General features: G+C 70.1%; 22 protein-coding genes and 1 riboswitch. Of the genes, 5 read left to right on the forward strand and 17 right to left on the reverse strand.

The annotated features are described in order from the left end of the window. The first annotated feature begins 80 nt into the window (after nt 1-80). Entirely contained in the window at nt 81-362 is a 282-nt protein-coding gene (locus tag OG285_RS07010; RefSeq protein WP_356830053.1) for an HPr family phosphocarrier protein, read from the forward strand. A 166-nt stretch (nt 363-528) separates the two neighbouring features. On the opposite strand, the gene OG285_RS07015 is transcribed toward OG285_RS07010, so the two are convergent. From OG285_RS07015 to OG285_RS07030, 4 genes are all read right to left on the reverse strand, one after another. Next, the gene (locus OG285_RS07015; protein ID WP_371790521.1) at nt 529-1,206 is read right to left on the reverse strand and encodes a GntR family transcriptional regulator; all 678 of its coding nucleotides are present in this window, start codon (nt 1,204-1,206) and stop codon (nt 529-531) included. Nucleotides 1,207-1,436: 230 nt separating this feature from the next. Further along, nucleotides 1,437-2,228, reverse strand: coding sequence for a M23 family metallopeptidase (locus OG285_RS07020; protein WP_356830049.1), 792 nt, complete (start codon nt 2,226-2,228; stop codon nt 1,437-1,439). A 12-nt stretch (nt 2,229-2,240) separates the two neighbouring features. Continuing rightward, nucleotides 2,241-2,400: riboswitch (cyclic di-AMP (ydaO/yuaA leader) on the reverse strand. A gap of 267 nt (nt 2,401-2,667) precedes the next feature. Beyond that, complete coding sequence (locus tag OG285_RS07025; RefSeq protein WP_371793475.1) at nt 2,668-4,035, reverse strand: M16 family metallopeptidase; 1,368 nt, start codon at nt 4,033-4,035, stop codon at nt 2,668-2,670. Between the two features lie 20 nt (nt 4,036-4,055). Next, nucleotides 4,056-5,441: a M16 family metallopeptidase gene (locus OG285_RS07030; RefSeq protein ID WP_371790522.1), complete on the reverse strand. Its 1,386-nt coding sequence runs from the start codon at nt 5,439-5,441 to the stop codon at nt 4,056-4,058. Nucleotides 5,442-5,622: 181 nt separating this feature from the next. On the opposite strand from OG285_RS07030, the gene OG285_RS07035 reads away from it, so the two are divergent. Both OG285_RS07035 and OG285_RS07040 read left to right on the forward strand, forming a co-directional pair. After that, nucleotides 5,623-8,070: a DNA topoisomerase IV subunit A gene (locus tag OG285_RS07035; protein ID WP_356830045.1), complete on the forward strand. Its 2,448-nt coding sequence runs from the start codon at nt 5,623-5,625 to the stop codon at nt 8,068-8,070. Nucleotides 8,071-8,321: 251 nt separating this feature from the next. Further along, nucleotides 8,322-8,744: a hypothetical protein gene (locus OG285_RS07040; RefSeq protein ID WP_371790523.1), complete on the forward strand. Its 423-nt coding sequence runs from the start codon at nt 8,322-8,324 to the stop codon at nt 8,742-8,744. Between the two features lie 129 nt (nt 8,745-8,873). Here the strand turns inward: OG285_RS07040 and OG285_RS07045 are convergent, their stop codons facing one another. Together OG285_RS07045 and OG285_RS07050 are read right to left on the reverse strand one after the other, a co-directional pair. Next, a complete protein-coding gene (locus OG285_RS07045) occupies nt 8,874-10,001 on the reverse strand; it encodes a GTP-binding protein (RefSeq protein WP_371790524.1) in 1,128 nt (375 codons plus the stop codon). A gap of 64 nt (nt 10,002-10,065) precedes the next feature. Continuing rightward, entirely contained in the window at nt 10,066-11,205 is a 1,140-nt protein-coding gene (locus tag OG285_RS07050; protein ID WP_356830039.1) for a citrate synthase/methylcitrate synthase, read from the reverse strand. 132 nt (nt 11,206-11,337) lie between these two features. On the opposite strand from OG285_RS07050, the gene OG285_RS07055 reads away from it, so the two are divergent. Then, a complete protein-coding gene (locus OG285_RS07055; RefSeq protein ID WP_371790525.1) occupies nt 11,338-12,618 on the forward strand; it encodes a citrate/2-methylcitrate synthase in 1,281 nt (426 codons plus the stop codon). A gap of 31 nt (nt 12,619-12,649) precedes the next feature. Here the strand turns inward: OG285_RS07055 and OG285_RS07060 are convergent, their stop codons facing one another. From OG285_RS07060 to OG285_RS07080, 5 genes are all read right to left on the reverse strand, one after another. Beyond that, complete coding sequence (locus OG285_RS07060) at nt 12,650-14,239, reverse strand: glycoside hydrolase family 13 protein (RefSeq protein ID WP_371790526.1); 1,590 nt, start codon at nt 14,237-14,239, stop codon at nt 12,650-12,652. A 109-nt stretch (nt 14,240-14,348) separates the two neighbouring features. Continuing rightward, nucleotides 14,349-15,224 (reverse strand): carbohydrate ABC transporter permease, encoded by an 876-nt coding sequence (locus OG285_RS07065; RefSeq protein WP_356830033.1) that lies wholly within the window; start codon nt 15,222-15,224, stop codon nt 14,349-14,351. Between the two features lie 16 nt (nt 15,225-15,240). Continuing rightward, nucleotides 15,241-16,197, reverse strand: a complete 957-nt coding sequence (locus tag OG285_RS07070) for a sugar ABC transporter permease (protein ID WP_356830031.1) — start codon at nt 16,195-16,197, stop codon at nt 15,241-15,243. Nucleotides 16,198-16,280: 83 nt separating this feature from the next. Then, nucleotides 16,281-17,690: an extracellular solute-binding protein gene (locus OG285_RS07075; RefSeq protein ID WP_356830029.1), complete on the reverse strand. Its 1,410-nt coding sequence runs from the start codon at nt 17,688-17,690 to the stop codon at nt 16,281-16,283. Nucleotides 17,691-17,815: 125 nt separating this feature from the next. Continuing rightward, nucleotides 17,816-18,835 (reverse strand): LacI family DNA-binding transcriptional regulator, encoded by a 1,020-nt coding sequence (locus OG285_RS07080; RefSeq protein WP_356830027.1) that lies wholly within the window; start codon nt 18,833-18,835, stop codon nt 17,816-17,818. Between the two features lie 88 nt (nt 18,836-18,923). On the opposite strand from OG285_RS07080, the gene OG285_RS07085 reads away from it, so the two are divergent. After that, nucleotides 18,924-20,558 (forward strand): ATP-binding protein, encoded by a 1,635-nt coding sequence (locus tag OG285_RS07085; protein WP_371790527.1) that lies wholly within the window; start codon nt 18,924-18,926, stop codon nt 20,556-20,558. 121 nt (nt 20,559-20,679) lie between these two features. On the opposite strand, the gene OG285_RS07090 is transcribed toward OG285_RS07085, so the two are convergent. From OG285_RS07090 to OG285_RS07115, 6 genes are all read right to left on the reverse strand, one after another. After that, nucleotides 20,680-21,126 (reverse strand): SRPBCC family protein, encoded by a 447-nt coding sequence (locus tag OG285_RS07090; RefSeq protein ID WP_371790528.1) that lies wholly within the window; start codon nt 21,124-21,126, stop codon nt 20,680-20,682. Between the two features lie 311 nt (nt 21,127-21,437). Next, nucleotides 21,438-21,941, reverse strand: a complete 504-nt coding sequence (locus OG285_RS07095; protein ID WP_371790529.1) for a nucleoside deaminase — start codon at nt 21,939-21,941, stop codon at nt 21,438-21,440. Between the two features lie 129 nt (nt 21,942-22,070). Further along, nucleotides 22,071-22,289 carry a hypothetical protein gene (locus OG285_RS07100; protein ID WP_371790530.1) on the reverse strand — a complete coding sequence of 73 codons (219 nt, stop codon included), beginning with the start codon at nt 22,287-22,289 and terminating at the stop codon, nt 22,071-22,073. A 196-nt stretch (nt 22,290-22,485) separates the two neighbouring features. After that, on the reverse strand, nt 22,486-23,145 hold the full coding sequence (locus OG285_RS07105) for a TetR/AcrR family transcriptional regulator (protein WP_371790531.1): 660 nt from the start codon (nt 23,143-23,145) through the stop codon (nt 22,486-22,488). A 394-nt stretch (nt 23,146-23,539) separates the two neighbouring features. Continuing rightward, entirely contained in the window at nt 23,540-23,986 is a 447-nt protein-coding gene (locus OG285_RS07110) for a hypothetical protein (RefSeq protein ID WP_371790532.1), read from the reverse strand. Nucleotides 23,987-24,365: 379 nt separating this feature from the next. After that, on the reverse strand, nt 24,366-25,397 hold the full coding sequence (locus OG285_RS07115) for an ABC transporter substrate-binding protein (protein ID WP_356830015.1): 1,032 nt from the start codon (nt 25,395-25,397) through the stop codon (nt 24,366-24,368). Nucleotides 25,398-25,439: the final 42 nt, after the last annotated feature.

Raw genomic sequence — 25,439 nt, forward strand, 5'->3', positions numbered from 1 at the left:
GACGCGGCGGAGCCTCAGAACGCCGGACCCCCGTGCAAGAATGGTCTAGACAACTCTCGCGGAACTCGAAGGGCAACACCATGGCTGAGCGTCGCGTCAAGGTCGGTTGGACCGAGGGCCTGCACGCCCGACCGGCCTCCATCTTCGTCCGTGCCACCACGGCTTCCGGCGTCCCGGTGACGATCGCGAAGAACGGCGGCGACCCGGTCAACGCCGCGTCGATGCTCGCGGTCCTCGGCCTGGGCGTGGAGGGCGGCGAGGAGATCGTGCTCACCTCGGACGTGGAGGGCGCCGACGCCGCCCTGGACCGGCTGGCCAAGCTGGTCACCGAAGGGCTCGACGAACTCCCCGAGACCGTCTGAAGCGGCCCTCACAGCGCCCCGGACCGCAGTGTTCCGAATTCTGGACACTGCGGTTCTGCCTTTCCCTCTTTTCCGGGATCAGAAAAGCAGAACATAAAGAGGAAACCCCGAGAGCACGGAGAGCCGCGCCGGGATATTCCCTTCTCCCCTGTATACGGCAGCACTGTTAATCGGTGATGCTCGCAATGTTTACAGCATGTTGCGAATCCCTCACGCGGCCCTGTTTCCGCAGCCGGTGCGCCGCGGCGGCGCGCTCGGCGTGCACCGCGGTGAGGGCACGGGCCCGCTCCGCGTCGCCGCGCGCCACCGCGTCCACGATCGAGCCGTGCTCGGCCCAGGAGACGACGGGAAGGACCGGCTGGTCGACCGCGTACATCCAGCTGATCTTCTGCCGCAGCTGGCCGAGCAGCGTGGTCAGCGCCGCACTGCCCGATGACTGTGCCAGCGTCTCGTGGAACCAGCCGCCGAGCGACCGCAGGTCCTCGCCCTGGCCGCGCCCGGCACGTTCCTGCCCCAGCCTGACCAGGCCGCGGAGCACCTTCAGATGAGCATCGGTCCGCCGCTGGGCGGCGCGCGCCGCGCCCATCGGCTCCAGCAGCATCCGTATCTCCAGCAGGTCGGCCGCCTCCCGCTCGGTCGGTTCGGCGACACAGGCGCCCGCGTGGCGGCGGGTGACGACGAACCCCTCGGACTCCAGGGTCCGCAGCGCCTCACGGACAGGGACACGGGAGACGCCGTAGCGGCGCGCGAGCACCTCCTCGGTCAGCCGGCCACCCCGCTCGTACACCCCCGAGATGATGTCGTCACGGATTGCCGTGCATACCGAATGCGCGGGAATGCGCATGACCGAACCTCCGCATCGACGCCCGCATATCGCGGTCTGTACGCACCTGTGCGGCGACTCTATGGCAGGGCAGGTTAATTCCCGAAGGCCCCCGGTAAATCATGGATATCTTTTGGCCATGTAAAAACCGGACGTACGAACACCGGGCGTTAGGAAAATGTCCGTGCGAACACCCGGGACGCGTGTGGCCCCGGCGCGGCGAGCACCGGGGCCACACGGGACGCGCCGGGTCAGACCTTCACACCGTGCGAGCGCAGGTACGCGACGGGGTCGATGTCCGAGCCGTAGTCGGGGCCGGTGCGGGCCTCGAAGTGGAGGTGCGGGCCCGTGACATTGCCGGTGGCGCCGGAGAGCGCGATCTGCTGGTCCGATGTGACGGACTGGCCGACCGAGACGCCGATGGACGACAGGTGGCCGTACTGCGTGTACGTGCCGTCGTGCATCCGGATGACGATGTTGTTGCCGTACGCGCCGCCCCAGCCGGCCTCCACGACCGTGCCGGCGCCGACGGCATGGACCGGGGTGCCGCTCGCGGCGTGGAAGTCGATGCCGGTGTGGCTGCCGGAGGACCAGAGGCTGCCGCCGGTCTTGTAGCCGGTGGACACGTACGAGTCGGCGACCGGGGGCACGAAGGCGTTGAGGCGCTTGCGGGCCTCGGCCCGGGCCGCGCGCTGCTTGGCCGCCTTCGCCTCGCGCTCCCGCTCGGCCTTCGCCTTCGCGGCTGCCGCCCTGGCCTTGGCGGCGGCCTTCGCCTTCGCCAAGGCCTCGGCGTGGGCGGCTTCGTGCCGCTGGGCCGTGGCCTGGGCGGCTATCCGGTCGGCGACGGTGTCACCGACCAGTATGGTCCGGTCGAGGCGGGCCTCCTGTGCGGTGGAGACCTTCGCGCTGTCGGCCATCGCCGGGGAGGCGAGGGTGCCGATGACACCGGCTGTGGCGAGGGTGGCGACTCCGGCGACGCCCGCGGTCCTGCGGGTCGGACGGTTCGGGGCACGGTGCTTGCCGGTAGGGCGGCTGAACGCCATGAAGGGGCTGGTCCTTTCCTTCCCTCTCGCCTACCGGGTTAGCTGACGGGTTCGGAGCAGGAAGGTCTCCTACGGGCCCGCCCCTGCGGAGCGGCCCCGATTCACCCCAGGGACTGAGTGGGTCCCCGGCTCCCCGGGCTCGCGCCTGACGGGGACTCGGCGATCGCTGCCCGGCGCCGCGGTTGCGGCTTACGTCCGACGGACAGCGCATGTGACGGTAAGTGAGCGGTGCCGGTCGGGCCAAACAGAGAGCGGGTTTTGTCGCACATCCCACAGGACATCCCACCGGCAGCAGCCGCCAAAGGCCGCGCATCCGACAACCACGACATACAGCCCGGGACTCTGTACCCCGGCACGCAGCCGGGTCCCGGTGGGCGCGCCGCCCACCGGGACCCCGGGGATCCGCTGCGGCCGCCCGTGCCTCGGGGCGGCCGTGACGTCAGCTCGCGACCACGGTCACTTCACCGATGCCCAGCGCCCTGACCGGCTCCACGATCTGTGCGGCGTCCCCCACCAGGACCGTCACCAGCCGGTCGTCGGGGAAGGCGGAGACCACGGCCGCGGTCGCCTCGACCGTGCCGGTCGCGGCGAGGTGCGCGTACAGCTGTGCCTGGAAGTCGTCCGGCAGGTGCTGCTCGACCTGATCGGCCAGCGTGCCCGCGACGGCGGCGGCCGTCTCGTACTTCAGCGGGGCGACGCCCACCAGGTTCTGTACGGCGACGTCCCGCTCGGCGTCGGTCAGCCCGCCCGCGGCCAGCGTCCTGAGCACCGTCCAGAGGTCGTCGAGCGCGGGTCCGGTCGACTCGGTGTCCACCGACCCGCTGATGGCGAGCATGGCGGCGCCGGTCCCGTCGGGCGCGGAGCGGATCACCTGGCTGAAGGCCCGCACACCGTAGGTGTAGCCCTTCTCCTCGCGCAGGACGCGGTCCAGACGGGAGGTGAGCGTGCCGCCCAGGCAGTACGTGCCGAGGACCTGGGCGGGCCAGACCCGGTCGTGCCGGTCGGCACCGATCCGGCCGATCAGCAGCTGGGTCTGGACCGCTCCGGGGCGGTCCACGACGACCACCCGGCCGGTGTCGTCCGCGGTGATCGGGGGCACCGGGCGGGGCGTGCCCGCGTTGCCCTTCCACTCGCCGAGGGTCTCGGCGAGCACCGCGTCCAGGTCGGTGCCCGCCAGGTCGCCGACGACCACGGCGGTGGCTGTCGACGGCCGGACGTACGCGTCGTAGAAGGCACGGACGGCCGGCGCGTCGATGCGCGCCACCGTCTCCTCGGTGCCCTGGCGCGGACGCGACATGCGCGCGGTGGCCGGGAACAGCTCCTTCGAGAGCTGCTTGGCGGCGCGGCGGGCCGGGTTGGCCAGCTCGTGCGGGATCTCGTCCAGCCGGTTGCCCACGATCCGCTCGACCTCGCTCGGGGCGAAGGCGGGCGCGCGCAGTGCGTCCGCGAGCAGGCCGAGCGCCTTGGGCAGCCGGGAGACCGGCACTTCCAGGGAGACCCGGACACCGGGGTGGTCGGCGTGCGCGTCGAGTGTGGCGCCGCAGCGCTCCAGCTCAGCGGCGAACTCCTCGGCGCTGTGCTTGTCGGTGCCCTCGGAGAAGGCCCTCGCCATGATCGTGGCGATGCCGTCGAGCCCCTCGGGCTCGGCGTCCAGCGGGGCGTCGAGGCTGATCTCGACAGCGACGACCTGCTGTCCGGGACGGTCGCAGCGCAGCACCGTCAGGCCGTTGGGCAGGGTGGAGCGCTCGGGGGCCGGGAAGGCCCAGGGCCTGGGGGCACCCGCCTGGGGCTGCGGGTGGAAGGTCATCGTCACGGCCGCGGGGTCGGTCACTGGTCCGCCTCTGTGCTCTCGGTGGTCGCGGCGGCCTCGTCGGATACGCCGTCCGCACTGGTCTCTTCGGGCTCATCGGCGGTGACGGGCTCGTACACCAGCACAGCCCTGTTGTCCGGGCGCAGCCGGGCCTTGGCTACCTCCTGCACCTCGTCGGCCGTGATGTCCAGCACCCGGCCGACGGCGGTCAGCGCCAGCTGCGGGTCGCCGAACAGCACGGCGTACCTGCACAGTTCGTCGGCGCGGCCGGCGACCGTACCGAGCCGGTCGAGCCACTCCCGCTCCAGCTGGGCCTGCGCGCGCTCCATCTCCTCGGCCGTGGGCCCCACCGCGGCGAAGCGGGCCAGCTCCTCGTCGACGGCCGCCTCGATCTGCGGGACCTCGACACCGCCCGACGTCTTGACGTCCAGCCAGCCGAGCGAGGGGGCGCCGGAGAGCCGCAGCAGGCCGAAGCCCGCGGCGACGGCCGTACGGTCCCGGCGCACCAGCCTGTTGTGGAGCAGCGACGACTCGCCGCCGCCCAGGATGGTCAGTGCGATGTCCGCCGCGTCGCACGCGCGGGTGCCGTCCTCGGGGAGCCGGTAGGCGGCCATCAGGGCACGCGAGGGCACCTCCTCGTACAGCTCCTCGCGCACCTCGGCGCCGAGGGTGTCGGGCAGTGAGCCGTCCCGCGGCGGCTGCTTGCCGTCGTGGGAGGGGATGGTGCCGAAGTACTTCTCGACCCAGGCGAGCGTCTGCTCCGGGTCGATGTCGCCGACGACGGACAGCACGGCGTTGTTCGGCGCGTAGTTCGTACGGAAGAACGCGCGGGCGTCCTCCAGCGTCGCCGCGTCCAGGTCGGCCATGGAACCGATCGGCGTGTGGTGGTACGGGTGGCCCTCCGGGTAGGAGAGGGCGGTCAGCTTCTCGAACGCCGTGCCGTACGGCACGTTGTCGTAGCGCTGGCGGCGCTCGTTCTTGACGACGTCCCGCTGGTTCTCCATGGACTCCTCGTCGAGCGCGGCGAGGAGGGAGCCCATCCGGTCGGCCTCCAGCCAGAGCGCCAACTCCAGCTGGTGCGTGGGCATCGTCTCGAAGTAGTTGGTGCGCTCGAAGCTGGTGGTGCCGTTGAGCGAGCCCCCGGCCCCCTGCACCAGCTCGAAGTGGCCGTTGCCCTCGACCTGTCCCGAGCCCTGGAACATCAGGTGCTCGAAGAGGTGGGCGAGTCCGGTACGCCCCTTGACTTCGTGGCGTGAACCGACGTCGTACCAGAGGCAGACCGCGGCGACCGGGGTCAGGTGGTCCTCGGAGAGCACCACCCGCAGGCCGTTGGCCAGCCGGTGTTCGGTCGCTGTCAGGCCGCCGGAACCGGCCTCGGCTGTGGCCGTGTGACCCATGGGCATGTACGTCCCTTCGATCGCGTGTGTTGACCGCGTTGAAATGCAGTCCTGCCACTGTATGCAAGCGCGCCGACACCTGGCAGCCATCCCGGTGTGCACGGGTCGCGGTCGGTGTTGTCGGTGGGACAGTCCACAATGGTCGGCGTCAGTACCGGACCAGGCACGTGAAGGAGCCGCAGCAGCGATGGCCCGCCGCAGCACGAAGACCCCGCCGCCGGAGGACTTCGAGGAGAAGATTCTCGACATCGACGTGGTCGATGAAATGCAGGGCTCCTTCCTGGAGTACGCGTACTCGGTGATCTACTCACGGGCCCTGCCGGACGCCCGTGACGGCATGAAGCCCGTACACCGGCGCATCCTCTACCAGATGAACGAGATGGGGCTGCGGCCCGACCGCAGCTATGTGAAGTGCGCCCGTGTCGTCGGCGAGGTCATGGGCAAGCTGCACCCGCACGGTGACGCGTCGATCTACGACGCCCTGGTGCGGCTCTCGCAGCCCTTCTCCATGCGGCTCCCGCTGGTCGACGGACACGGCAACTTCGGCTCGCTCGGCAACGACGACCCGCCGGCCGCGATGCGTTACACCGAGTGCCGGATGGCCGACGCCACGTCGCTGATGACGGAGTCGATCGACGAGAGCACGGTCGACTTCGAGCCCAACTACGACGGCCAGGAGCGCGAGCCCGTCGTGCTCCCCGCCGCCTATCCGAACCTGCTGGTCAACGGCTCGTCCGGGATCGCGGTCGGGATGGCGACCAACATGCCCCCGCACAACCTGGGCGAGATCATCGCGGCGGCCCGCCACCTGATCAAGCACCCGGGCGCCGACCTCGACACCCTGATGCGCTTCGTGCCGGGCCCCGACCTGCCGACCGGTGGCCGGATCGTGGGTCTTGACGGGATCAGGGACGCCTACGAGCGCGGGCGCGGCACCTTCAAGATCCGCGCGACGGCCACCGTGGAGGACGTCACCCCGCGCCGCAAGGGCATCGTCGTCACCGAACTGCCCTTCGCGGTCGGCCCGGAGAAGGTCCGCGCCAAGATCAAGGACCTGGTGGCGTCGAAGAAGCTTCAGGGCATCGCCGATCTGAAGGACCTCACCGACCGGGCGCACGGGCTGCGGCTGGTCATCGAGATCAAGAACGGCTTCGTGCCGGAGGCCGTGCTCGAACAGCTCTACAAGCTCACCCCGATGGAGGAGTCCTTCGGGATCAACAACGTGGCGCTGGTCGACGGACAGCCGCTGACGCTGGGCCTCAAGGAGCTCCTGGAGGTCTATCTCGACCACCGCTTCTCGGTCGTCAGGCGGCGCAGCGAGTTCCGCAGGACCAAGCGGCAGGACCGGCTGCACCTGGTCCTCGGGCTGCTCGTGGCGCTGCTCGACATCGACGAGGTCATCCGCCTCATCCGTTCCAGCGACAATTCGGCGCAGGCCAAGGAGCGGCTGATCTCGCACTTCTCGCTGAGCGAGATCCAGACGCAGTACATCCTGGACACTCCGCTGCGCCGGCTCACCAAGTTCGACCGGATCGAGCTGGAGAGCGAGCGCGACCGGCTGAACAGCGAGATCGAAGAGCTGACCCGGATCCTGGATTCCGACGCGGAGCTGCGCAAGCTGGTCTCGGCCGAACTGGCCGCGGTGGCGAAGAAGTTCTCCACCGACCGCCGTACGGTACTGCTGGAGTCGGCGGGCACCCCGGTCGCCGCGGCCTCGCTGGAGGTCGCCGACGACCCGTGCCGGGTGCTGCTGTCGTCCACGGGGCTCCTGGCGCGTACGGCCACCGCCGAAGCGCTCAGCACGGAGGGGCAGAAGCGCACCAAGCACGATGTCGTGGTCTCGGCCGTACCGGCGACCGCGCGGGGCGACATCGGTGTGGTGACGTCGGCCGGGCGGCTGCTGCGGCTGGCGGTGATCGACCTGCCGCAGCTGCCGGACACCGCGTCGGCGCCCAGCCTGGCGGGCGGCGCGCAGATCGCGGAGTTCGTCTCGCTCGCCGACGGTGAGCGGGTCGTCTGCCTCACCACGGTCGACGAGTCGTCACCCGGTCTGGCGATCGGCACCGAACAGGGCATCGTCAAGCGGGTGGTGCCCGACTACCCCGCCCACAAGGACGAGTTGGAGGTCATCGGCCTCCGGGACGGCGACCGGATCGTCGGCGCGGCCGAGCTGCGGACCGGCGAGGAGGACCTGGTCTTCATCACGGACGACGCGCAGTTGCTGCGCTATCCGGCCGGACAGGTCAGGCCGCAGGGCCGCCCGGCGGGCGGTATGGCAGGGATCAAGCTGGCCGACGGGGCCAAGGTGATCTCGTTCACCGCGGTGGATCCGGCGGCCGGTGCGGTGGTCTTCACCGTCGCGAGCTCGCACGGCACGCTGGACGACTCGGTGCGTACGGCGAAGCTGACCCCGTTCGACCAGTACCCGCGCAAGGGCCGGGCGACCGGCGGGGTGCGCTGCCAGCGCTTCCTGAAGGGCGAGGACCTGCTCGTGCTGGCCTGGGCGGGAGAGACCCCGGTGCGGGCCGCCGCCGTGAACGGCGCCCCGGCCGAACTGCCGGAACCGGACCCGCGCCGCGACGGCTCGGGCCTGCCGCTCACCTCGGCGGTGGCGAAGCTCGCGGGACCGGTGTAACCGGGGGCGGCACCCAGCCGGGCCGGCCCTCTGCCGGCCCGGCGCGCGGGTTGCCGCTGCCGCGAAGCGATGTGGTGACTGTTGGTCGGGCCGGGCACCGCCGGCGGTTCATGTCCTGGATCTGTAACGGAACAAACGGGGCGCAACGTGCGGGGAGGCCGGCCCATCTGGCTTACCAGCAGGGCGCACCGGGCGCCTTCGCGACAGGGGTTGGGTCTCACCCTGCGGGGAGATCCATGGAAGGAAAGTCCATGACCAGGACGAAGAAGACCGGAATGAAGGCGCGGGGCGCCCAGGTGGCTGTGCTCGGTGCGCTGGGGCTGGCCTCCGTGGCGCTGGCCGCGGCGCCGGCATTCGCCAAGGGCTCTGTGGAGATCACGGCGCCGCACACCGCCAAGGTCGGCAGGACCATCGCCGTCAAGGCGCACGGCGGCGACGACAGCGCGGGCTACCTGCATCAGCTGTGCCTGGAGGAGAACGGCTTCGGCGAGGGGTGGCACCAGGAGACGTGCAGCGCTGCGGTCAAGGGCGAAGCGCACGTCACCGCGGACGGCACCTCCGCACGCCGCGGCGACCTGCGGTTCCGCGCGGTGCTGTACGGCTTGACCAGCAAGCACGACCGGAAGCCCGTGCGTCTGCACACCTCTGACGTGGTGACGGTGCGGGTCCGCTGAGCAGCAGCGCGGCCGTGGGCAGCGGGACTCCCCCTGACCGCGGCCGCGCGGTGCGGCACCCGTTCGCGATGCCGCACCATCACCCCGCCGGGCGGCGGCGGGCCGGTCACGGATCCGCGTACCGCACGCTCAGTACGGCAGCCCGGCCTCTTCGGCCGCGTCCGGTTCCCCGGGCCCTTCGGAGAGGCCGGGCACATAGCGCAGGACGCCCCACATGGATTCGGCGGGGACGTCCTGCGGCGCGTGCTCGCGGCAGGAGTCGAGCCGCCCGCGTACGGCACCGGCGTCGATGCCGGACCCGATGAGGACCAGATCGGTGCGGGCCTCATCGCCCTCGGCCCGGGTCGAGGGGTAGAAGCGCAGGAAGTTGCCGACCGCGTGCAGGGTGTACATCTCCGGGTGGCCGGGGACGCCGAAGTGGACGAACCCCTTGATGCGGTAGAGACCGTCGGGCCGGGCGTCCAGGAACTCCATGAACCGCCGGGGGTTCATCGGCTCGGCCGAGACGAATCCGACGCTCTCGTAGAGCTCGTGCAGATGGCCGCTGTGATCACCGCCGTCCGCGCGGGTGCCCGCTTCCGCGGGTGCGGTGTCCGTACCGTCCGGCTCCCCGTCGTCCCGCAGGTCGTCGAAGGAGAGCTGCCCGACGCGCTCGCCGGCCGGTCTGCGGTCGATGAGCAGCCCGGGATCGATCTGCCCGTACGCGGCGCTGATCACCGGAACCCCGACGGCGTGCTCGCCGACCGCGGCCCGGATGCGCGCCCGGCCGGCCTCGTCCACCCGGTCGGCCTTGTTGAGGACGACAAGATCGGCGAGGGTCAGATGACGGTCGGTCTCCGGGTGGCGGCTGCGGGTCGCGTCGAACTCGGCGGCGTCGACGACCTGGACGAGTCCCCCGTACACGATGTCCGGATTGCCGCTGGCCAGGATCATCCTGATGAGCTCCTGCGGCTCCGCGAGGCCGCTCGCCTCGATGACGATGACGTCGATCCGCAGGTCGGGGCGGGAGAGCCGGCCCAGGTACTCGTCGAGTTCGCTGGTGTCGACGGCACAGCACAGACAGCCGTCGCCGAGCGACACCATCGAGTCGACCTGCCCGGCGACGGTCATCGCGTCGATCTCGATCGCGCCGAAGTCGTTGACGACGGCGCCGATCCGGGTGCCTCTGCTCTGCCGCAGCAGATGGTTGAGGAGCGTGGTCTTGCCGGATCCGAGGAATCCCGCGAGGACGACGACGGGCACGGGTTTCCTGGACATGGGCACCGATCCTAATGGAGCCGGAGACCTGGCGGACCGGCCCGGCGGCCCGGCCCCCGCCGGGTCAGCCGACGGCCGGTACCGGCTGCGGCGGGGGCGGGCCCACATAGCGGGCCGCCGGGCGGATGATCTTGGAGTCCGCCGCCTGCTCCAGGATGTTGGCGCTCCAGCCGATCACCCGCGCCACGCAGAAGGTCGGTGTGAACATCTCCCGCGGCAGCCCGCACTGCTCCATGACGACCCCCGCGTAGAACTCGACGTTGGTGTGCAGTTCACGGCCGGGTTTGAGTTCGGCGAGCAGCATCTCCACGCGCTCCTCGACCTGGACGGCGAAGTCGACGAGGGGTCCGCCGAACCCCTGGGCGATCTCCCGCAGCATCCGCGAGCGCGGGTCCTCGGTGCGGTAGACGGGGTGCCCGAAGCCCATGATCCGGTCGCCGGCCAGCACCCTCTCCCGTATCCACGGGTCGATGCGGTCCGGTGTGCCGATCGCGTCGAGGGTGTCCAGCGCCCGGCTCGGCGCTCCGCCGTGGAGCGGCCCGGAGAGGGCGCCGACCGCACCGACCAGGCAGGCCGCCACATCGGCGCCGGTGGAGGCGATGACGCGGGCGGTGAAGGTGGAGGCGTTGAAGCCGTGGTCGACGGTGGAGACCAGGTACTGCTCGACGGCGCGCGCCCGGTCCGGGTCCGGCTCCGAACCAGTGATCATGTAGAGGTAGTTGGCCGCTGCGGGCAGGTCGTCGCGCGGCTCGACGGGCTCCAGGCCCCGGCCGGTCCGGTACAGCGCGGCCAGCAGCGTCGGCACGACCGCACAGGCGGCGAGGGTGTCGGCGACCCGGCGGTCCGTACCGATGTCGTAGACCGGCCGGAAGCCGGACTCGGCGCCGAGCAGGGAGAGCGCGGTCCGCAGCCCGGCGAGCGGGCCCGATCCGGCCCGGGCGAGGGCGGGCAGCACGTCCCGGACTCCGTCGGGCAGCCTGCGCAGCGTGGCGGTCCGGGCGGTGAAGGCCTCGCGCCGGGCTGCGTCCGGGAGTTCGCCGTGGACCATCAGGTACCAGACGTCCTCGAAGGTACGGAGCCGGGCGAGGTCGACCGCCGAGTACTGCCGGTAGTGGTAGAAGCCCTCGCGGCCCCGCACGTCCCCCAGTTCGGTGTCCGTGACGACGACGCCCGCGAGCCCTCGTGGGGCGGTGATGGTGGACATGGCTGTCTCCTTGGTCGAATGCGCCTCGTCAGGTGTGCCTCGTGACGCGTTCCCTCTTCATTGATTCGACTGTCCATGATTGACTTGAATCCTGTCAATGTTGATTGAATCAATGTAGATACGGTGAACCACATGAGCGATCAACCAGCGGCAGCGGAACCCCGGCGGCTGACCACCAGGGAGGCGGCCGACCGGCTCGGGGTGAAGCCCGAGACCGTGTACGCGTACGTCAGCCGCGGCCAGCTCGGCAGCCGCCGCGCACCGGGCGGCCGGGGCAGCACCTTCGACGCCGCCGAGGTCGAGGCGCTGGCCGCACGCGGCACACGCCGGGAGCCCCAGCCCTCCGGCGGCGACCTCGCCTTCCGCACCGGCGTGACGCTGATCGACCCGGACACCGACCGCTACTACTTCCGGGGGGTGGACGCGACCGAACTCGCCGGGCGGTACGGCTACGAGGAGGTGGCGGAATGGCTGTGGACCGGAACGCTCCGCCCCGGGGTGCTGTTCAGCGCTCCCCACGAGGCGCTGGCGGCCGGGCAGCGCGCGGTCGGGGCGCTGCCCGCGCACAGCACGGTGATGGACCGGCTGCGGGCGGCAGCCGTCGCCGCGTCGGCGGCCGATCCGCTGCGTTTCGATCTCTCGCCGGACGCCGTGCTGGGGACGGCACGCGCCCTGATCCCCACATTGGTGGGCTCACTCCCGGTGGAAGGCGCACGGGACCCGGAGGGCGCGGCCGGGGAGGGCGAAGGGCTGGTGCCCCGGTTCTGGCGCCGGCTCACCCCGCACGGACCTGACGACGCGTCACTCAGGGTGCTGGAAGCGGCACTTGTGCTGCTCATCGACCACGATCTGGCGGCTTCCACACTGGCCACGCGGGTCGCGGCATCAGCCCGTGCCCATCCCTACGCCGTCGTCTCCGCCGGGCTCGGCGCGCTGGAGGGCCCCCTGCACGGCGCGGCCAGCGGACTGGCCCACCGGATGCTCGCGGACGTACTGGAGCGGGGCGGGGCGGCCCCGGTCGTCGCCGACCATCTGCGGGCCGGACGACGGGTACCGGGGCTCGGCCACCGGCTGTACCGGGGCGAGGACCCCCGGGCGGCGGCGCTGTTCGCGCTGCTCGACCGGGTCCCGGCGGCCGGTCCCGCGCTCGCCGCGGCCCGCGACGTGGTGACGACGACGGCCCGCCACACCGAGCTGCACGCCAATGTCGATCTGGCGCTCGCCGTGCTCTCCGTGGCGTCGGGGATGCGCGCCGAGGCGGGCGAAGCGCTGTTCGCCGTGGCGAGGACCGCGGGCTGGATCGCCCATGCGCTGGAGGAGTACGCGGAACGGCCGCTCCGGCTGCGCCCGAGCGGCCAGTACAACGGGCCACGCCCGCCGCAGGCGCTGCCCCTGCCACCGCCCCTTCCCTGAGACTGCCCGGAGACGGGAAGGGCGAGCGGCGTCAGGCCCGCAGCCAGACCGCCGTGTCCTGCGGCAGGCGCCCTCCCCCGTCCAGAGGACCGCTGCTGAGCAGGGTGTGCGAGTGCCCGGGGAGCACGGCGGGCTCCCCGGCCAGGTTGACGACACAGATCAGTCCTTCGGACCGGGCGAAGGCCAGGACGCCGTCGGCCGCGGGCAGCCACGTCAGCGGCCCGTCCCCGAATCCGGCCTCCGTCCGGCGCAGACCGAGCGCGGCCCGGTACAGCGAGAGCATCGAATCCGGTTCCTCCGCCTGGAGTTCGGCCGCGTAGCCGGTCCAGCCGTCCGGCTGCGGGAGCCAGGGCTCGACGGCGGGCGGTTCGGCCGACCAGGGCAGCGGCACCCGGCAGCCGTCGCGGCCCGGGTCGGTGCCGCCGGAGCGGAAGTGCATCGGATCCTGGATCCGGTGCAACGGGATCTCCACCTCGGGCAGCCCCAGTTCCTCGCCCTGGTAGAGGTAGACCGATCCGGGCAGCGCCAGCGAGAGCAGTGCCGCAGCACGGGCTCTGCGGGTCCCGAGGCCGAGGTCGGTCGGGGTGCCGAAGACCTTGGCCGCGAAGTCGAAGCCGGTCTCCCGGCGGCCGTAGCGGGTGACCGTCCGCGTCACGTCGTGATTGCACAGCACCCAGGTCGCCGGGGCCCCGACCGGGGCGTGCTCCGCCAGGGTCTCCTCGACCGCCGTACGCAACCGGGCGGCGTCCCACGGGCAGCTCAGGAAGTTGAAGTTGAAGGCTGTGTGCAGCTCGTCCGGGCGCAGATAGCGTGCGAACCGTTCCGAGTCCGGCAGCCAGACCTCGCCGACGAAGACACCGTCGTACTCGTCGGCGACGGCCCGCCACGAGCGGTAGATGTCATGGATCTCGTCCTGGTCGATGTAGGGGTGCGGATCGCGCCCCTCGACGAAGTCGGGCAGCCCGTCCGCCTTCGTGAGCAGCGCGGCCGAGTCGATCCGTACGCCCGCGACCCCCCGCTCGAACCAGAAGCGCAGCACGTTCTCGTGCTCCTCGCGCACCACGGGGTGGGCCCAGTTGAGGTCGGGCTGCTCGGGGGCGAAGAGATGGAGGTACCACTCGCCGTCGTCCACCCGGGTCCAGGTGGACCCGGCGAACTGGGACGGCCAGTCGTTGGGGGCGAGTTCGCCGTGCTCCCCCCGCCCCGGGCGGAAGTGGAAGAGCTCGCGCTCCGGGCTGCCGGGACCGGCGGCGAGTGCGGCCCTGAACCAGGCGTGCTGGTCGGACACATGGTTGGGGACGATGTCGACAATGGTGCGGATGCCCAGCTCACGCGCTTCGGCGATGAGCTTCTCGGCCTCGCCGAGGGTGCCGAACGCCGGGTCGATACTGCGGTAGTCGGCCACGTCGTAGCCGCCGTCCGCGAGCGGCGAGAGATACCAGGGTGTGAACCAGAGTGCGTCGACGCCCAGTTCGACGAGGTACGGCAGTCTGCTGCGCACACCCGCCAGATCACCGGTTCCGTCACCGTCCGCGTCGGCGAAACTGCGTACGTACACCTGGTAGATGGCAGCGGAGCGCCACCAGTCATCAGCGGCCTCGGACGGAGGGATGGCTGCCACGTGACGGTCCTTTCGGGCAGGTGGGACTCCGCCGCCGGCCCCGGGCAGCGGGGCGCCGGGACGGGGCCGGCGGCGGAGCGCAGAGGGAGAAGTGGTCCGGAGCCGGCGGTCAGCCCTTCAGGCTGCCCGCGGTCAGACCGCTCATGATGTTGCGCTGGAAGATCAGGAAGATGATCAGCGTCGGCGCCGAGGCCATGGCGAGTGCGGCGATGAGCCAGTTCTCGGGCACCCCCTGGGCCAGCGAGTAGATACCGACGTTGAGGGTCTGCTTGTTCGGGTCGGGCAGGGTGAGCATCGGCCAGAGGAAGTCCTTCCAGACGCCGACGATCGCGAAGATCGAGACAACTCCCAGGATGGGCCGGGAGATGGGCAGCACCACGGAGCGCAGCGTGCGCAGCGGTGAGGCCCCGTCGATGGAGGCCGCGTCGAGCAGTTCCCGCGGGATCGAGTCGAAGAACCGCTTCAGCAGGAAGATGTTGAAGGCGTTCGTCACGGAGGGCAGCCAGATCACCCAGGGCGAGTTGAGCAGGTTGCGCTGGAATACCGGCATGTCGAGCACGGTGAGGTACTGCGGTACGACGAGCACGGTGGCCGGGATCATCAGCGTCGCCAGCATCATTCCGAGGATGACCTTGCCGAGGACGGGCCGGAGCTTGGAGAGCGAATAGGCCGCGGCGACGTCGAGGACCAGCTGGAAGACGAGCGCCCCGAAGGCGTAGTAGAGCGTGTTGAGAAGCAGCTTGGACAGCTGCATCACGTGCCAGGCTTTGGAGTAGTTGTCCGGGTGGAGGCTCTTGGGGAAGGCGGTGGGCGGTGACTGGGCGATCTCCTGCGCGGTCTTCAGACCGCCGGTCACCATCCAGTAGAGCGGCCCGAGGAAGACCAGCGTGAAGAGGAGGAGGACCAGGGTGAGGACGCCCCAGTAGACGGCCTTTCCGCGGGGCCTGCCCAGTTGGGCGGGTGAGATCAGAGTGCGCTCTGCCATCGTCGTACTCCTGTCCCTAGCTTTCGCTGTCGCGGCTGAGCCGGACGTACGCGGCCGAGAATCCGGCGAGCAGTACGAGCAGGACCAGGCCGAGTGCGGCTGCGGCGCCGTAGTTGTTGAAGTTGAAGGCGTACTGGTAGATGAGGTAGACGACGGTCGTCGTCGAGCCCTCGGGTCCGGCGCCGTTGGTCAGCAGGAACGGTTCGGTGAAGACCTGCATCGTCGCGATGATCTGCATCAGCAGGAGCAGCGAGAGGATCAGCCGGGTCTGCGGGACGGTCACGTGCCAGATCTTCCGGAGGATCCCGGCGCCGTCCAGCTCGGCCGCCTCGTACAGCTCGCCCGGGATGCCCTGTAGGGCGGCGAGGTAGATCAGCGTCGCACCGCCCATGTTCATCCAGGTCGAGGCGATGACCACGGAGAGCATCGAGGTGCTGGTGGACTGGAGCCACTGCTGTTCGGGCAGGTGCAGGAAGTGCAGGATGCCGTTGAAGAGCCCGTAGCCGGGGTCGTAGAAGTACTTGAAGAGCAGGACGGACGCGACCGGCGGCAGCATCACGGGGAGGTAGACCAGCAGCCGCAAGTACCCCTGTGCATGCCGGAATTCATTGATCACGATCGCGATGACGAACGGCACGAGGAAGCCGAGCACCAGCGCCAGACCGGTGAAGAGCAGGGTGTTGCGCCAGGCCTGCCAGAAGGCCGGGTCGTGGAAGACGTAGTCCAGGTTGTCCAGTCCGACCCAGGTGGTCCTGCCTGCCGCGTTCTTCTGGAAGGCCAGGAGGAATTCCCGGACCATCGGATACCACGAGAAGAAGGCGAAGCAGAGCACGGCGCCGATCAGAAAGCCGTGTGCCGAGAGGTTGCGCCGCAGATTGCGGACGAGGATCTCGCGGCGGGCCACCGGTGGCGGGCCGTCGTGCTGCGGCGGCTTCACCGGCATGCTGCTCGTGGACAGGGTGGGGGCCGACATCGTCTCTCCTTGGCGCCGGTTCTCGGGCTGGGCGGGGCCGGGACCGCTCGGTCCCGGCCCGCACGGTGCTGTGGCCGGTCGCTCTAATTCGCCAGGACCTGGTTGACCTGCTGCTCAGCGGTGGAGAGCAGGGAGTCGACGTTGGCGTTCTTGTTGGTCAGCACTCCGGACATCGCGTTGTCCAGGACCTTGTAGATCTCCTGCGCCTTCGCCGGCTCGGCCTTGCCCTTGACGGGGTTGTCCATGAAGGGCTTGAAGTTCTCCACCGGCATGGTCGCGTTGTCGGTCCGGGACCGGAGGTCCCCGGCCTTGGTGTCGCCGGTCCAGAAGTTCGGCTGCGGCAGACCGACCGGCAGTTTGTCGGACTTGGAGCGCGCCCAGTCGAACTGCCCCTTGCCGGGGGTGAGCGTCTTGAAGTTGATCCAGGCGATGGCCGCCTTGATCTTGTCCGGGGAACTGCCCTGCTTGATCATGTAGTCGTTGCCGCCGAACAGTGTGGCCCGCCCGCCGGGGATCGGCCCCATGCCGTAGTCCTCGTACTTGGCACCGAGCTGCTGGACCATGTACGTGAGGTCGTCGGGGGCCGCGAGGAACATCCCGAGCTTGTCGGTGGAGATCTGCTTCTGCAGATCGCCCCACTTGAGCAGCTGGGTCTTGCCCATGCTGTCGTCGTCCCAGCGCATGGCCTTGAGGTTCGTCAGCACCTGCTTGCCGATGGCGTCGTTGAAGGCGGCCTTCTTGCCGTCCGGGCTGACGACGTCGCCGCCGAGGCCGTACATCTCCGCGGTGAAGTGCCAGCCACCCTGGTTGGTCGCGCTGTAGTCGCCGTAGCCCGCGACGCCGTTGCCGAGACCGGCGATGGCCTTGGCGTCCTTGCGGACCTCCGCCCAGGTCGTCGGCGGCTTGTCCGGGTCGAGCCCGGCCTGCTTGAAGAGCTTGCGGTTGATCATCAAGCCCATCGTGTAGTTGCTGGTGGGCAGGCCGTAGGTCTTGCCGTCCTTCTTCAGGACGTTCATGACATCCGGGTCGATACTGCCGAGCGCGGGAACCGTCTTCGCGTTCACATACGCCGAGATGTCGGCGGCGCCGCCGTTGTCCAGCACCTGCTGGAGGTCGGTGAAGTAGGTGTAGAACACGTCCGGCTGCGACTTCCCCTTGAGCGCGGCGGTGAAGCGCGTGGGCTCCTCGCACTGGCCCGGCGTGGACTTGCCGTCGATCGTGACGTTCGGGTACTGCTTGTTGAACGTCTTGATGTCCTCCTTCCACTCGCGCAGCTCGGCCGCCTTCGCCGCCGGCGGCATGCAGTCCATGGTCAGCGTGACCTTGGTCTTCGGGTCGAGTGGAGCGGACGGATCCGAACTGCCGCCACCTGATCCCTCGTTGCTGTCGCTGCTGCTGGTACCGCAGGCGGCCAGTGCGGTCAGGGCGAGCGCGGAGACAAGGGCAGCCGCCGCGGTACGGCGGCGGGTCGGGCGGAACCAGGTGCTTCTCATCGGTGGTCCCCTTGTGGGCAAGAGCGCTGGAAGCCCACAGCTGCGTCGCTGTGTGGCGGCGCAAACTCAACCACCGACCACAGCGCTTCGCAAGATGTCGTGCAGATTCCGCAAATTTTTGACAGCTAGCGCGCCCCGCCGCGCGACACCTGCGCCGTCGACCCGCGCACCACCAGCTCGGGCTCGAAGAGCAGCTCGTCCGAGGGGGCCGTACGGCCCCCGATCTGCACCGACAGCAGCTCCACCGCGGCGCGTCCCATCGCCTCGATGGGCTGGCGGACCGTGGTCAGGGGCGGTTCCGTGCAGTTCATGAAGGCCGAGTCGTCATAGCCGACGATCGAGATGTCCCCGGGCACCGAGAGTCCCCGGCGGCGGGCGGCACGCACCGCGCCGAGCGCGAGCGGGTCGCTGGCGCAGATGACTCCGGTGACGCCCTGGTCCAGCAGTCTGGTCGCCGCGGCCTGGCCGCCCTCCAGCGAGAACATCGCCCGCACGACGCGCTCGTCGGGCAGTTCGGCGCCGAGCTCCGCCGCGATCACCCGGGCCGCGTCCAGCTTGCGCATCGACGGAACGTGGTCGCCCGGTCCGAGCACCAGGCCGATCCGCTCGTGCCCGAGGGACGCCAGATGGCGCCAGGCCTGGCCCAGGGCGACCGCGTCGTCGCAGGAGACACCGGGAAAGCCGAGGTGCGCGATGGCCGCGTTGATCAGGACGACCGGAATCCTACGGTCCGCGAGCACCTTGTAGTGGTCGTGCGGGGCGTCGAGCTGAGCGTAGAGACCGCCCGCGAAAACCACCCCGGACACCTGCTGCTCCAGCAGGAGTTCGACGTAGTCGGCCTCGGAGACCCCGCCCTTGGTCTGGGTGCAGAGCACGGGTGTCAGGCCCTGCTGCGCGAGAGCGCCGCCGACCACTTCGGCGAAGGCCGGGAAGATGGGATTCTGGAGTTCCGGGAGCACCAGGCCCACCAGCCGGGCCCGTTCGCCGCGCAGCTGGGTCGGACGTTCGTACCCCAGCACGTCGAGCGCGGACAGGACAGCCTGGCGCGTGGCCTCCGAGACGCCGGGCCTGCCATTGAGTACCCGGCTGACCGTGGCCTCGCTGACCCCAACCTTCTGTGCCACCTGTGCAAGTCGTCGCGTCATGCGCGCAAGATTAGCGCAAAGCCCGCAAGTGGTTTGCGTACTGTGGGGAACTTCCGGCAGCTCCTCCGGCCCTCTACCGTTCTGCCACATGAACACCGGACAGCCCTGGAAACGTCGCATCGGACTGCCCCGACGGGTTTTCTCCCAGGTGCTGCTGATGCAGCTGACCATCGCCGGCGGAGTGCTGGTCGTGGCCACCGGTCTCTTCCTGCGCCCCCTCGGTGCGCAGTTGGACGACCAGGCCATGCGCCGTGCCCTCGCGATCGCCGAGACCACCGCCTCGCCCCGGCTGGCGGCGGAGCTCCTCGCCTCGCGGCCGACGCCCGCCGGCCCCGTCCAGGCCGAGGCCGAACGCATCCGGCGTGCGACCCACGCCGAGTACATCGTGGTCATGGACGCGCGCGGGATCCGGTGGTCGCACACCACGCGCTCCGAGATCGGCCGTCCCGTGTCGACCAGCGCCGAGGCCCCGCTGTCCGGCCACGAGGTCATGCAGATCGACAGCGGCACCCTCGGCCGGTCCGCCCGGGGCAAGGTCCCGCTGCGCGACAGCCACCACCGGATCGTCGGCGCGGTGTCGGTCGGCATCAGATACGAGAGCGTGCGCGCGCATCTGCTCTCGGCGATCCCGGGGCTTCTCGCGTACGCCGGCGGGGCACTGGCGGCCGGGGCGCTGGCCGCGTATCTGATCTCGCGACGGCTCCAGCGGCAGACTCACGACCTTGCGTTCTCCGACATCTCGGCGCTGCTCGCCGAGCGCGAGGCGATGCTGCACGGCATCCGCGAGGGCGTCGTCGCGCTGGACGGCGCCGGCCGGATACGGCTCATGAACGACGAGGCCCAGCGGCTGCTGGACCTCGGCCCCGAGATCATCGGGCTCCCCCTCACCGAAGCGCTGGGCGCGGGGCGCACCACCGATGTGCTGGCGGGCCGGGTCACGGGCGAGGACCTGCTGGCGGTCCGCGGCCGCCGCGTCCTGGTCACCAACCGGATGCCCACCGACGACGGGGGCGCCGTGGCCACCCTCCGCGACCGGACCGAGCTGGAGCGGCTGGGCCGTGAACTCGACTCCACCCGTGGGCTGATCGACGCACTGCGCGCCCAGGACCACGAGCACGCCAACCGGATGCACACCCTGCTCGGCCTCCTCGAACTGGAGATGCACGACGAGGCCGCGGAGTTCATCGCCGAGGTGGTCGGGGCGCACCGCACCACTGCCGAGCAGGTCACCGAGAAGATCCACGATCCGCTGCTCGCCGCTCTGCTGGTCGGCAAGGCCACCGTGGCGGCCGAACGCGGGGTCGCTCTGCACCTCACCCCGGAAACGCTGCTGCCCGACCGGCTGGTCGACCCGCAGGGTCTGGTGACGATCGTGGGCAATCTGGTGGACAACGCCCTGGACGCGGTGTCCGGTTCGGCCGGTGCGCGGGTGGAGGTCGAGCTGGTCACCGAGGGTCACACGGCCGTCCTGCGGGTCTGCGACAGCGGCGGGGGGATACCGCAGGAGCAGCATGAGCTGATCTTCACGGAGGGCTGGTCGACCAAGAAGCCGCCCGCGCACGGGAAGCGTGGCCTGGGGTTGCCGCTGGTGCGCAGACTCGCCGAGCGGCAGGGCGGCAGCGCCCGGGTCGGCTCCGGTGCGGACGGCGGCGCCGAGTTCACCGTCCTACTCCCTGAGGCGCTGACCGGGCAGCGGACAGCGGCGCGGGAGACAGCGGTCTGACGACCGTCGGGCTGACGACCGGGCAGCGCACACCGGCACGGACGACGGCGGGCAGGAGCGCGCCGGGCATGTCCGGTGCGCTCCTGCCCCTCGGGCGAAGGACTCTGGTCGCCGGCCCCGGCTACGCCTCAGCCTCCGCCTTCACACCGGCCAGCGTCGCCTCGATGCCATTGCGCAGCAGGTCGAGCCGACTGGCGATGATCTCCTTCTCCTTCTCCGGGTGCTTCTCGACGAAGTCGTGCATCGGGCCGCGGGCAGTTCCGATCCGCATGCCGTGCTGAAGACGGGTGCCGGACCCTCCCGTGACCGCCTCCAGCGTGTACGTCCATATGGCCAGCGGATCGCCGCCCCGCCGGTCGTCGGTGTAGACGACCTCCCACTGGAAGGTGCGCGGCTCCTCCATCTCCGTGATGCGGCTGACGGTGTGCCACTCCCCCAGCACTTCATTGCGGTTGCGGCCGGAGAAACACGCGCCGACGGCCGGGCCTTCGGCACCGTCCAGCCACGTCACTTCCTGGAGCTCCGGGCTGTGGCGGCCGAGGTCGCGATGTCCGACACGAGCTCCCACACCTGCTCCGGTGCAGCGGCGATCTCGATTTGACACTCGACGTGCGGACCATCGGCAAGACGCATCGATCAACCTCCAGAGGCCGTTCCGAGCCGCACACAGCCGAGGCTCGGCCTCGGATCCCGAACACGGGATCGCGGCTTCGAGCAGCGTAGTTGGTGGTGCCGACGGAGGTCTCACGGGCCTGATGGCGATGCCACCGTCAGCGCCGCAGTCCTTCCCCCCGTCGGGTGCGGTGTGCGGTGTGCGGAGGCACCGGGCCGGGGCGCTCACAGCCACGCGCCCGGCCCGGCCCGACTCCCCGGACGGGGTCAGTTCCAGAAGCCCTCGTGGACGGCTCGGGCACCGTCCATGTCGACCGGTCCCACGACCGGTACGTCGCGCTGGCCCGCTGCGAAGACGTCACGGCAGGGAAGGGCCATCGTGGGGTTCTCCGGGTCGGCTCCGGTCATGGCGAGCAACTGGTCCTCACCCAGGGCGTAGACGACACGGCCGATGTTGGACCAGTAGATCGCGCCCGAACACATCGCACAGGGCTCGGTGCTCGTATAGAGCGTGCAGGTACGCAGGAACTCCGCGTCGTGTGCGGCGGTGGACAGGCGCACCAGGTTGGTCTCGGCGTGACCGGTGGCGTCCCGTTCGGTCGTGACGGTGTTCTCCGCCTCCAGCAGGACCGTGCCGTCGGGGCCTGCGAGCACCGCACCGAAGGGGTGGTTACCGGCGGCGCGGGCGCGCTGAGCGACCGTGACAGCGGTGTGCAGGTGCTGGAGGTCGGTGGCGGAGGCGGTCTGGGCGGGATGCTGGACGGCGGCCATACGGGAATCTCCTCAGGGTCGTCAACCGGATCTGGATCTTGGTCTGGATCTTGGTCTGGAGGGTATCGGCCGCAGCTCACCCGGCGTCGTGAGCCGGGCGGGGTCTTGCGGACACGGCCTGCCCCGGCACTAGCTGTGCGGGCCGCTGACCGGAGCGCTGCTGCCGCTGTAGGAAGGGAGAGCGGCCACCAGCTCGGTGAGGACCGGGTCGCCCGTACAGCGACGCGGGTGAAGCTCGGCGATCTTCTGCGCGATGCCGGGGTCGTCGCTGTCGGTGGTGTCGTAGGAGACGAAGGTCTCGACCAGCGGCAGGCCGATCCGGTCGGTGTGGGCGTGCGAGGGCGCCATCAGGTACTCCCCGTACCGTCGAGGTCCTCAAGAACGAACACGGCGCCGTACTCGAACTCGCCGCCGACATCCCTGCCGACGACGTACCGCACGACTGCGTCCATCGACTCGCCCTGGTTGCGCAGGCCGGCGAGTGCCTCCTCGCGCTACTCGGTGGCAGCGGTCCTCTTGAAGGAGAAACGGTTGTGGTGGTAGATCATTTCTCTCCTCTTACGGTCGGACGGGACGGGCGGACGGTTGACGTCGGGCGGCGCTCCTGGGGGTTCGCGGGCGGGCCGGACCAGTAGCCGAGCAGGGCCGACACCGCCTGTTCGGCCAGGTGCAGGGCACGGTCGAATCCGACGTCCTCGATCGACCCGATGCCGGCGAGACCGTGCAGCGCGCCCCACAGCAGGTCGCTGGCGTCCTCGATACAGGGCGGTTCGGCTCCGGTCTCAGCCGCCCACGCGCGGATGATCTGCCGTGTGAAGGCGAGCACTTCCGCGGCGGCCGCGCGGCGGGTCGAGGCATCGACGTCCGTGCCGGACCCGCCCGACACGAGCTGGTACAGACCCGGCCGCAATCGAGCGAACTCCAGGTACGCGGCTGCCGCCAGGTGTGGTCCCCGCGACGCCGGTTCGCCGTCCACGGCGGTCCGCATCCGCTCCAGCAGGTCGGCATTGACCTGCTCCAACGGCTTTCGCAGTACGGCCTCTTTGCTCGGGAAGTGCTGGTAGATCACTGGCGCGCTGTAGCCGATCCCGGCGGCGATCCGCCGGATCGTCACGGCCTGCCAGCCCTTCGCCTCCGCCATCCGGCCGGCGCTCTCCAGGATCTCGGCGAACGTCCGCAGACACACGTCTTCCCGCTTCCCCACCCGAACTCCTCGCAGCGTTGGATTATCTAACAGCGTTAGTATTTTCGGGTCCCCGGATCTGCCAAGCCGGATCGTTACTCCGCCTCGCGATCGCGCACACCGGATCATCCCGCCGGGCGGCCGGACGACGCCGTTCTGAGGCACCTTCAGGACACACCCAGGGCACACCCAGCGCACACCCAGGGTCTGAGGGGCTGGTCAATGGCTGGCGTCATGCGAGGAGTTCGGGGCCCGTCAGACGGCCATGACTTTGCCCAGGGGCGCGACACCGGCATGTTCACCGCGCTGATGGAGGGTCTCCGCCCATCCGGTTCCGTCATCCGGATACGCAGCCTCAACCCGGGTGCGCGGTTGCGGCGCCCGGCCGTCAAGCCGGACGCCGCAACCGCGCACGTCAGGCCGGCGAGGTGACCTCGCTGCCGAGGCACCTGGTGAAGAACCGGACCGCGCTGTCGGCCCCGAACCGGGGCAGCTCCTTGTGCTGGCCCGAGTTCACGTGCAACGACTTCTCCTTCGAGGCGAAGGCGTCGAACAGCGCAAGACCTTCCTCACGCGAGATGTGCTCGTCGTCCCACCGCATGTCGGACTCGATCGGGATGGTGATCCGCTTCGCCCTCTCGGCCAGGGCATCGGGCCGGAGCCGGCCGAAGACCGCGGCCTTGATTCTGGGTTCGATCGCCACCAGCGGGACGCCGGTGACGGTGCCCATGTTGAACCCCCAGGTGCCCATGTTGATGCCCCAGAAACCGACCGCCCCGTCGGCGCCGGCCCCCGGACGTTCGTGGAGGGCGTCCAGGGTCGCCCGGCACTCGGGCTCGGCGAGCTGCGCCCGGCCCGCCATCGCCGGGTGCTTCTTGTGGTTTCCGCCGCCGTGCCCAGCACGAGGGGCGCGCGACCGGTCGCATCGGAGGCCGGGGACCGGAGGACGCCGGGGCATCGCCCACGAGGAAGTCGCGTACGACCATGCCCTCGACGACGACTCGGCGGTGAACTGCAGAGAACGCACAGGTGTTGCCCTTCGGGGGTGCCCTGTTGTCGAGGCGCTCCCGGCGACACCTACGTCAACCGCCCGGCCATGACGGGAAGGGGGACACCCCCATCGATACAGCGTTCATGGGCCTCACCTCCCCGGCGTGTCACGGTCGCCTGCACACCACCGGCCCGGACACGACGGCCTCCAGCCCTTTCCCGGCCGCCTGATCGCACCTCCGGACAAGGCCCTACCGGGCCTTCTTCGCGAACTCCGTGGTGTACGTCTTGGACAGGTCCACCGCGGTGTTCTTGAGGTTGGGGTTGAACGCCTTGAGCACCTTCTCCACCGTCTCGGGGCCGTTGGCCGGCATCACACCGTCCTTGGTGAACATCGGCAGTGTCGCCTTGATCGACTCTGCGTAGAGGCCCTTGCCGCCCTGTGCGTAGTCGGCCGGCATCTTCGCCGCGATTTCCTCGGGCGAGTGCGACGACATCCATTTCAGGGTCTTCACCAACGCGTTGACCAGCTTCTGCACCGCCGGCTTGTGGCCGTCCACCCAGTCGGCGTTCATGTAGAGGCTGGACGAGGGATAGGGGCCCCCGAGCGCCGCCTGCGAGCCCTCGGGGGTGCGCATGTCGATGAGGACCTTGCCGAGCTTCTGGTCGATGATGTTCGCGACCGTCGGGTCGGTCGTCATCCCGCCCTGGATCGAGCCCTGTTTCAGGGCGGCGATGAACGTCTGCCCCGCACCCACCGCCACGGGTGTGAAGTCGCTGCTCCGGCCACCCCCGCGTACCGCCAGATACTTGGTGAGGAAGTCGGTGGACGAACCGAGGCCGGTGACACCCAGCTTCTTGCCCTTGAAGTCCTTGGGCCCGGTGAGAGACCCGGCGGCCTTGTTGGAGACCACTTCGACCTCGCCGGGCGCATGGGAGAACTGAACCACTGACTCCACGTGCTTGCCCTTGGACTGGAGATCCAGCGTGTGGTCGTAGAAGCCGACCGTGCCCTGGACATCCCCGGAGACCAGCGCGGTTTCGGCCTGGACACCCGCGGGTTCGGTCAGCAGCGAGACGTCGAGGCCCTCGTCCTTGAAGTATCCGAGCCGCTGGGTGAGCATCGCGGGCAGGTAGATGACCTTGTCCAGGCCACCCACCATGATCTTGATCTTGTTGGCATTCTTGCCCTCACCCGGGGAGTCGCCGCCACAGCCGGTGAGCGCGGTCAGCGCCAGCACACCTGTCACCGCGACTGCCGACACTCTGCTGATGGTGCGCATGTTCATCACGTCCCTGTGATTCGTACGGAACCGCTTGGTGCG

Source organism: Streptomyces sp. NBC_01471 (assembly GCF_041438865.1).
GTDB lineage: Bacteria > Actinomycetota > Actinomycetes > Streptomycetales > Streptomycetaceae > Streptomyces.

Coding starts and splice junctions, on each gene's coding strand:
- OG285_RS07055 (WP_371790525.1), top strand. CDS start 11,338: ATGAGCGATCAACCAGCGGCAGCGGAACCCCGGCGGCTGACCACCAGG.
- OG285_RS07065 (WP_356830033.1), bottom strand. CDS start 15,224: ATGGCAGAGCGCACTCTGATCTCACCCGCCCAACTGGGCAGGCCCCGC.
- OG285_RS07040 (WP_371790523.1), top strand. CDS start 8,322: ATGACCAGGACGAAGAAGACCGGAATGAAGGCGCGGGGCGCCCAGGTG.
- OG285_RS07115 (WP_356830015.1), bottom strand. CDS start 25,397: ATGCGCACCATCAGCAGAGTGTCGGCAGTCGCGGTGACAGGTGTGCTG.
- OG285_RS07025 (WP_371793475.1), bottom strand. CDS start 4,035: ATGACCTTCCACCCGCAGCCCCAGGCGGGTGCCCCCAGGCCCTGGGCC.
- OG285_RS07015 (WP_371790521.1), bottom strand. CDS start 1,206: ATGCGCATTCCCGCGCATTCGGTATGCACGGCAATCCGTGACGACATC.
- OG285_RS07030 (WP_371790522.1), bottom strand. CDS start 5,441: ATGCCCATGGGTCACACGGCCACAGCCGAGGCCGGTTCCGGCGGCCTG.
- OG285_RS07020 (WP_356830049.1), bottom strand. CDS start 2,228: ATGGCGTTCAGCCGCCCTACCGGCAAGCACCGTGCCCCGAACCGTCCG.
- OG285_RS07075 (WP_356830029.1), bottom strand. CDS start 17,690: ATGAGAAGCACCTGGTTCCGCCCGACCCGCCGCCGTACCGCGGCGGCT.
- OG285_RS07095 (WP_371790529.1), bottom strand. CDS start 21,941: ATGGCCGCCGTCCAGCATCCCGCCCAGACCGCCTCCGCCACCGACCTC.
- OG285_RS07100 (WP_371790530.1), bottom strand. CDS start 22,289: ATGGCGCCCTCGCACGCCCACACCGACCGGATCGGCCTGCCGCTGGTC.
- OG285_RS07110 (WP_371790532.1), bottom strand. CDS start 23,986: ATGGCGGGCCGGGCGCAGCTCGCCGAGCCCGAGTGCCGGGCGACCCTG.
- OG285_RS07035 (WP_356830045.1), top strand. CDS start 5,623: ATGGCCCGCCGCAGCACGAAGACCCCGCCGCCGGAGGACTTCGAGGAG.
- OG285_RS07085 (WP_371790527.1), top strand. CDS start 18,924: ATGAACACCGGACAGCCCTGGAAACGTCGCATCGGACTGCCCCGACGG.
- OG285_RS07070 (WP_356830031.1), bottom strand. CDS start 16,197: ATGTCGGCCCCCACCCTGTCCACGAGCAGCATGCCGGTGAAGCCGCCG.
- OG285_RS07080 (WP_356830027.1), bottom strand. CDS start 18,835: ATGACGCGACGACTTGCACAGGTGGCACAGAAGGTTGGGGTCAGCGAG.
- OG285_RS07050 (WP_356830039.1), bottom strand. CDS start 11,205: ATGTCCACCATCACCGCCCCACGAGGGCTCGCGGGCGTCGTCGTCACG.
- OG285_RS07045 (WP_371790524.1), bottom strand. CDS start 10,001: ATGTCCAGGAAACCCGTGCCCGTCGTCGTCCTCGCGGGATTCCTCGGA.
- OG285_RS07010 (WP_356830053.1), top strand. CDS start 81: ATGGCTGAGCGTCGCGTCAAGGTCGGTTGGACCGAGGGCCTGCACGCC.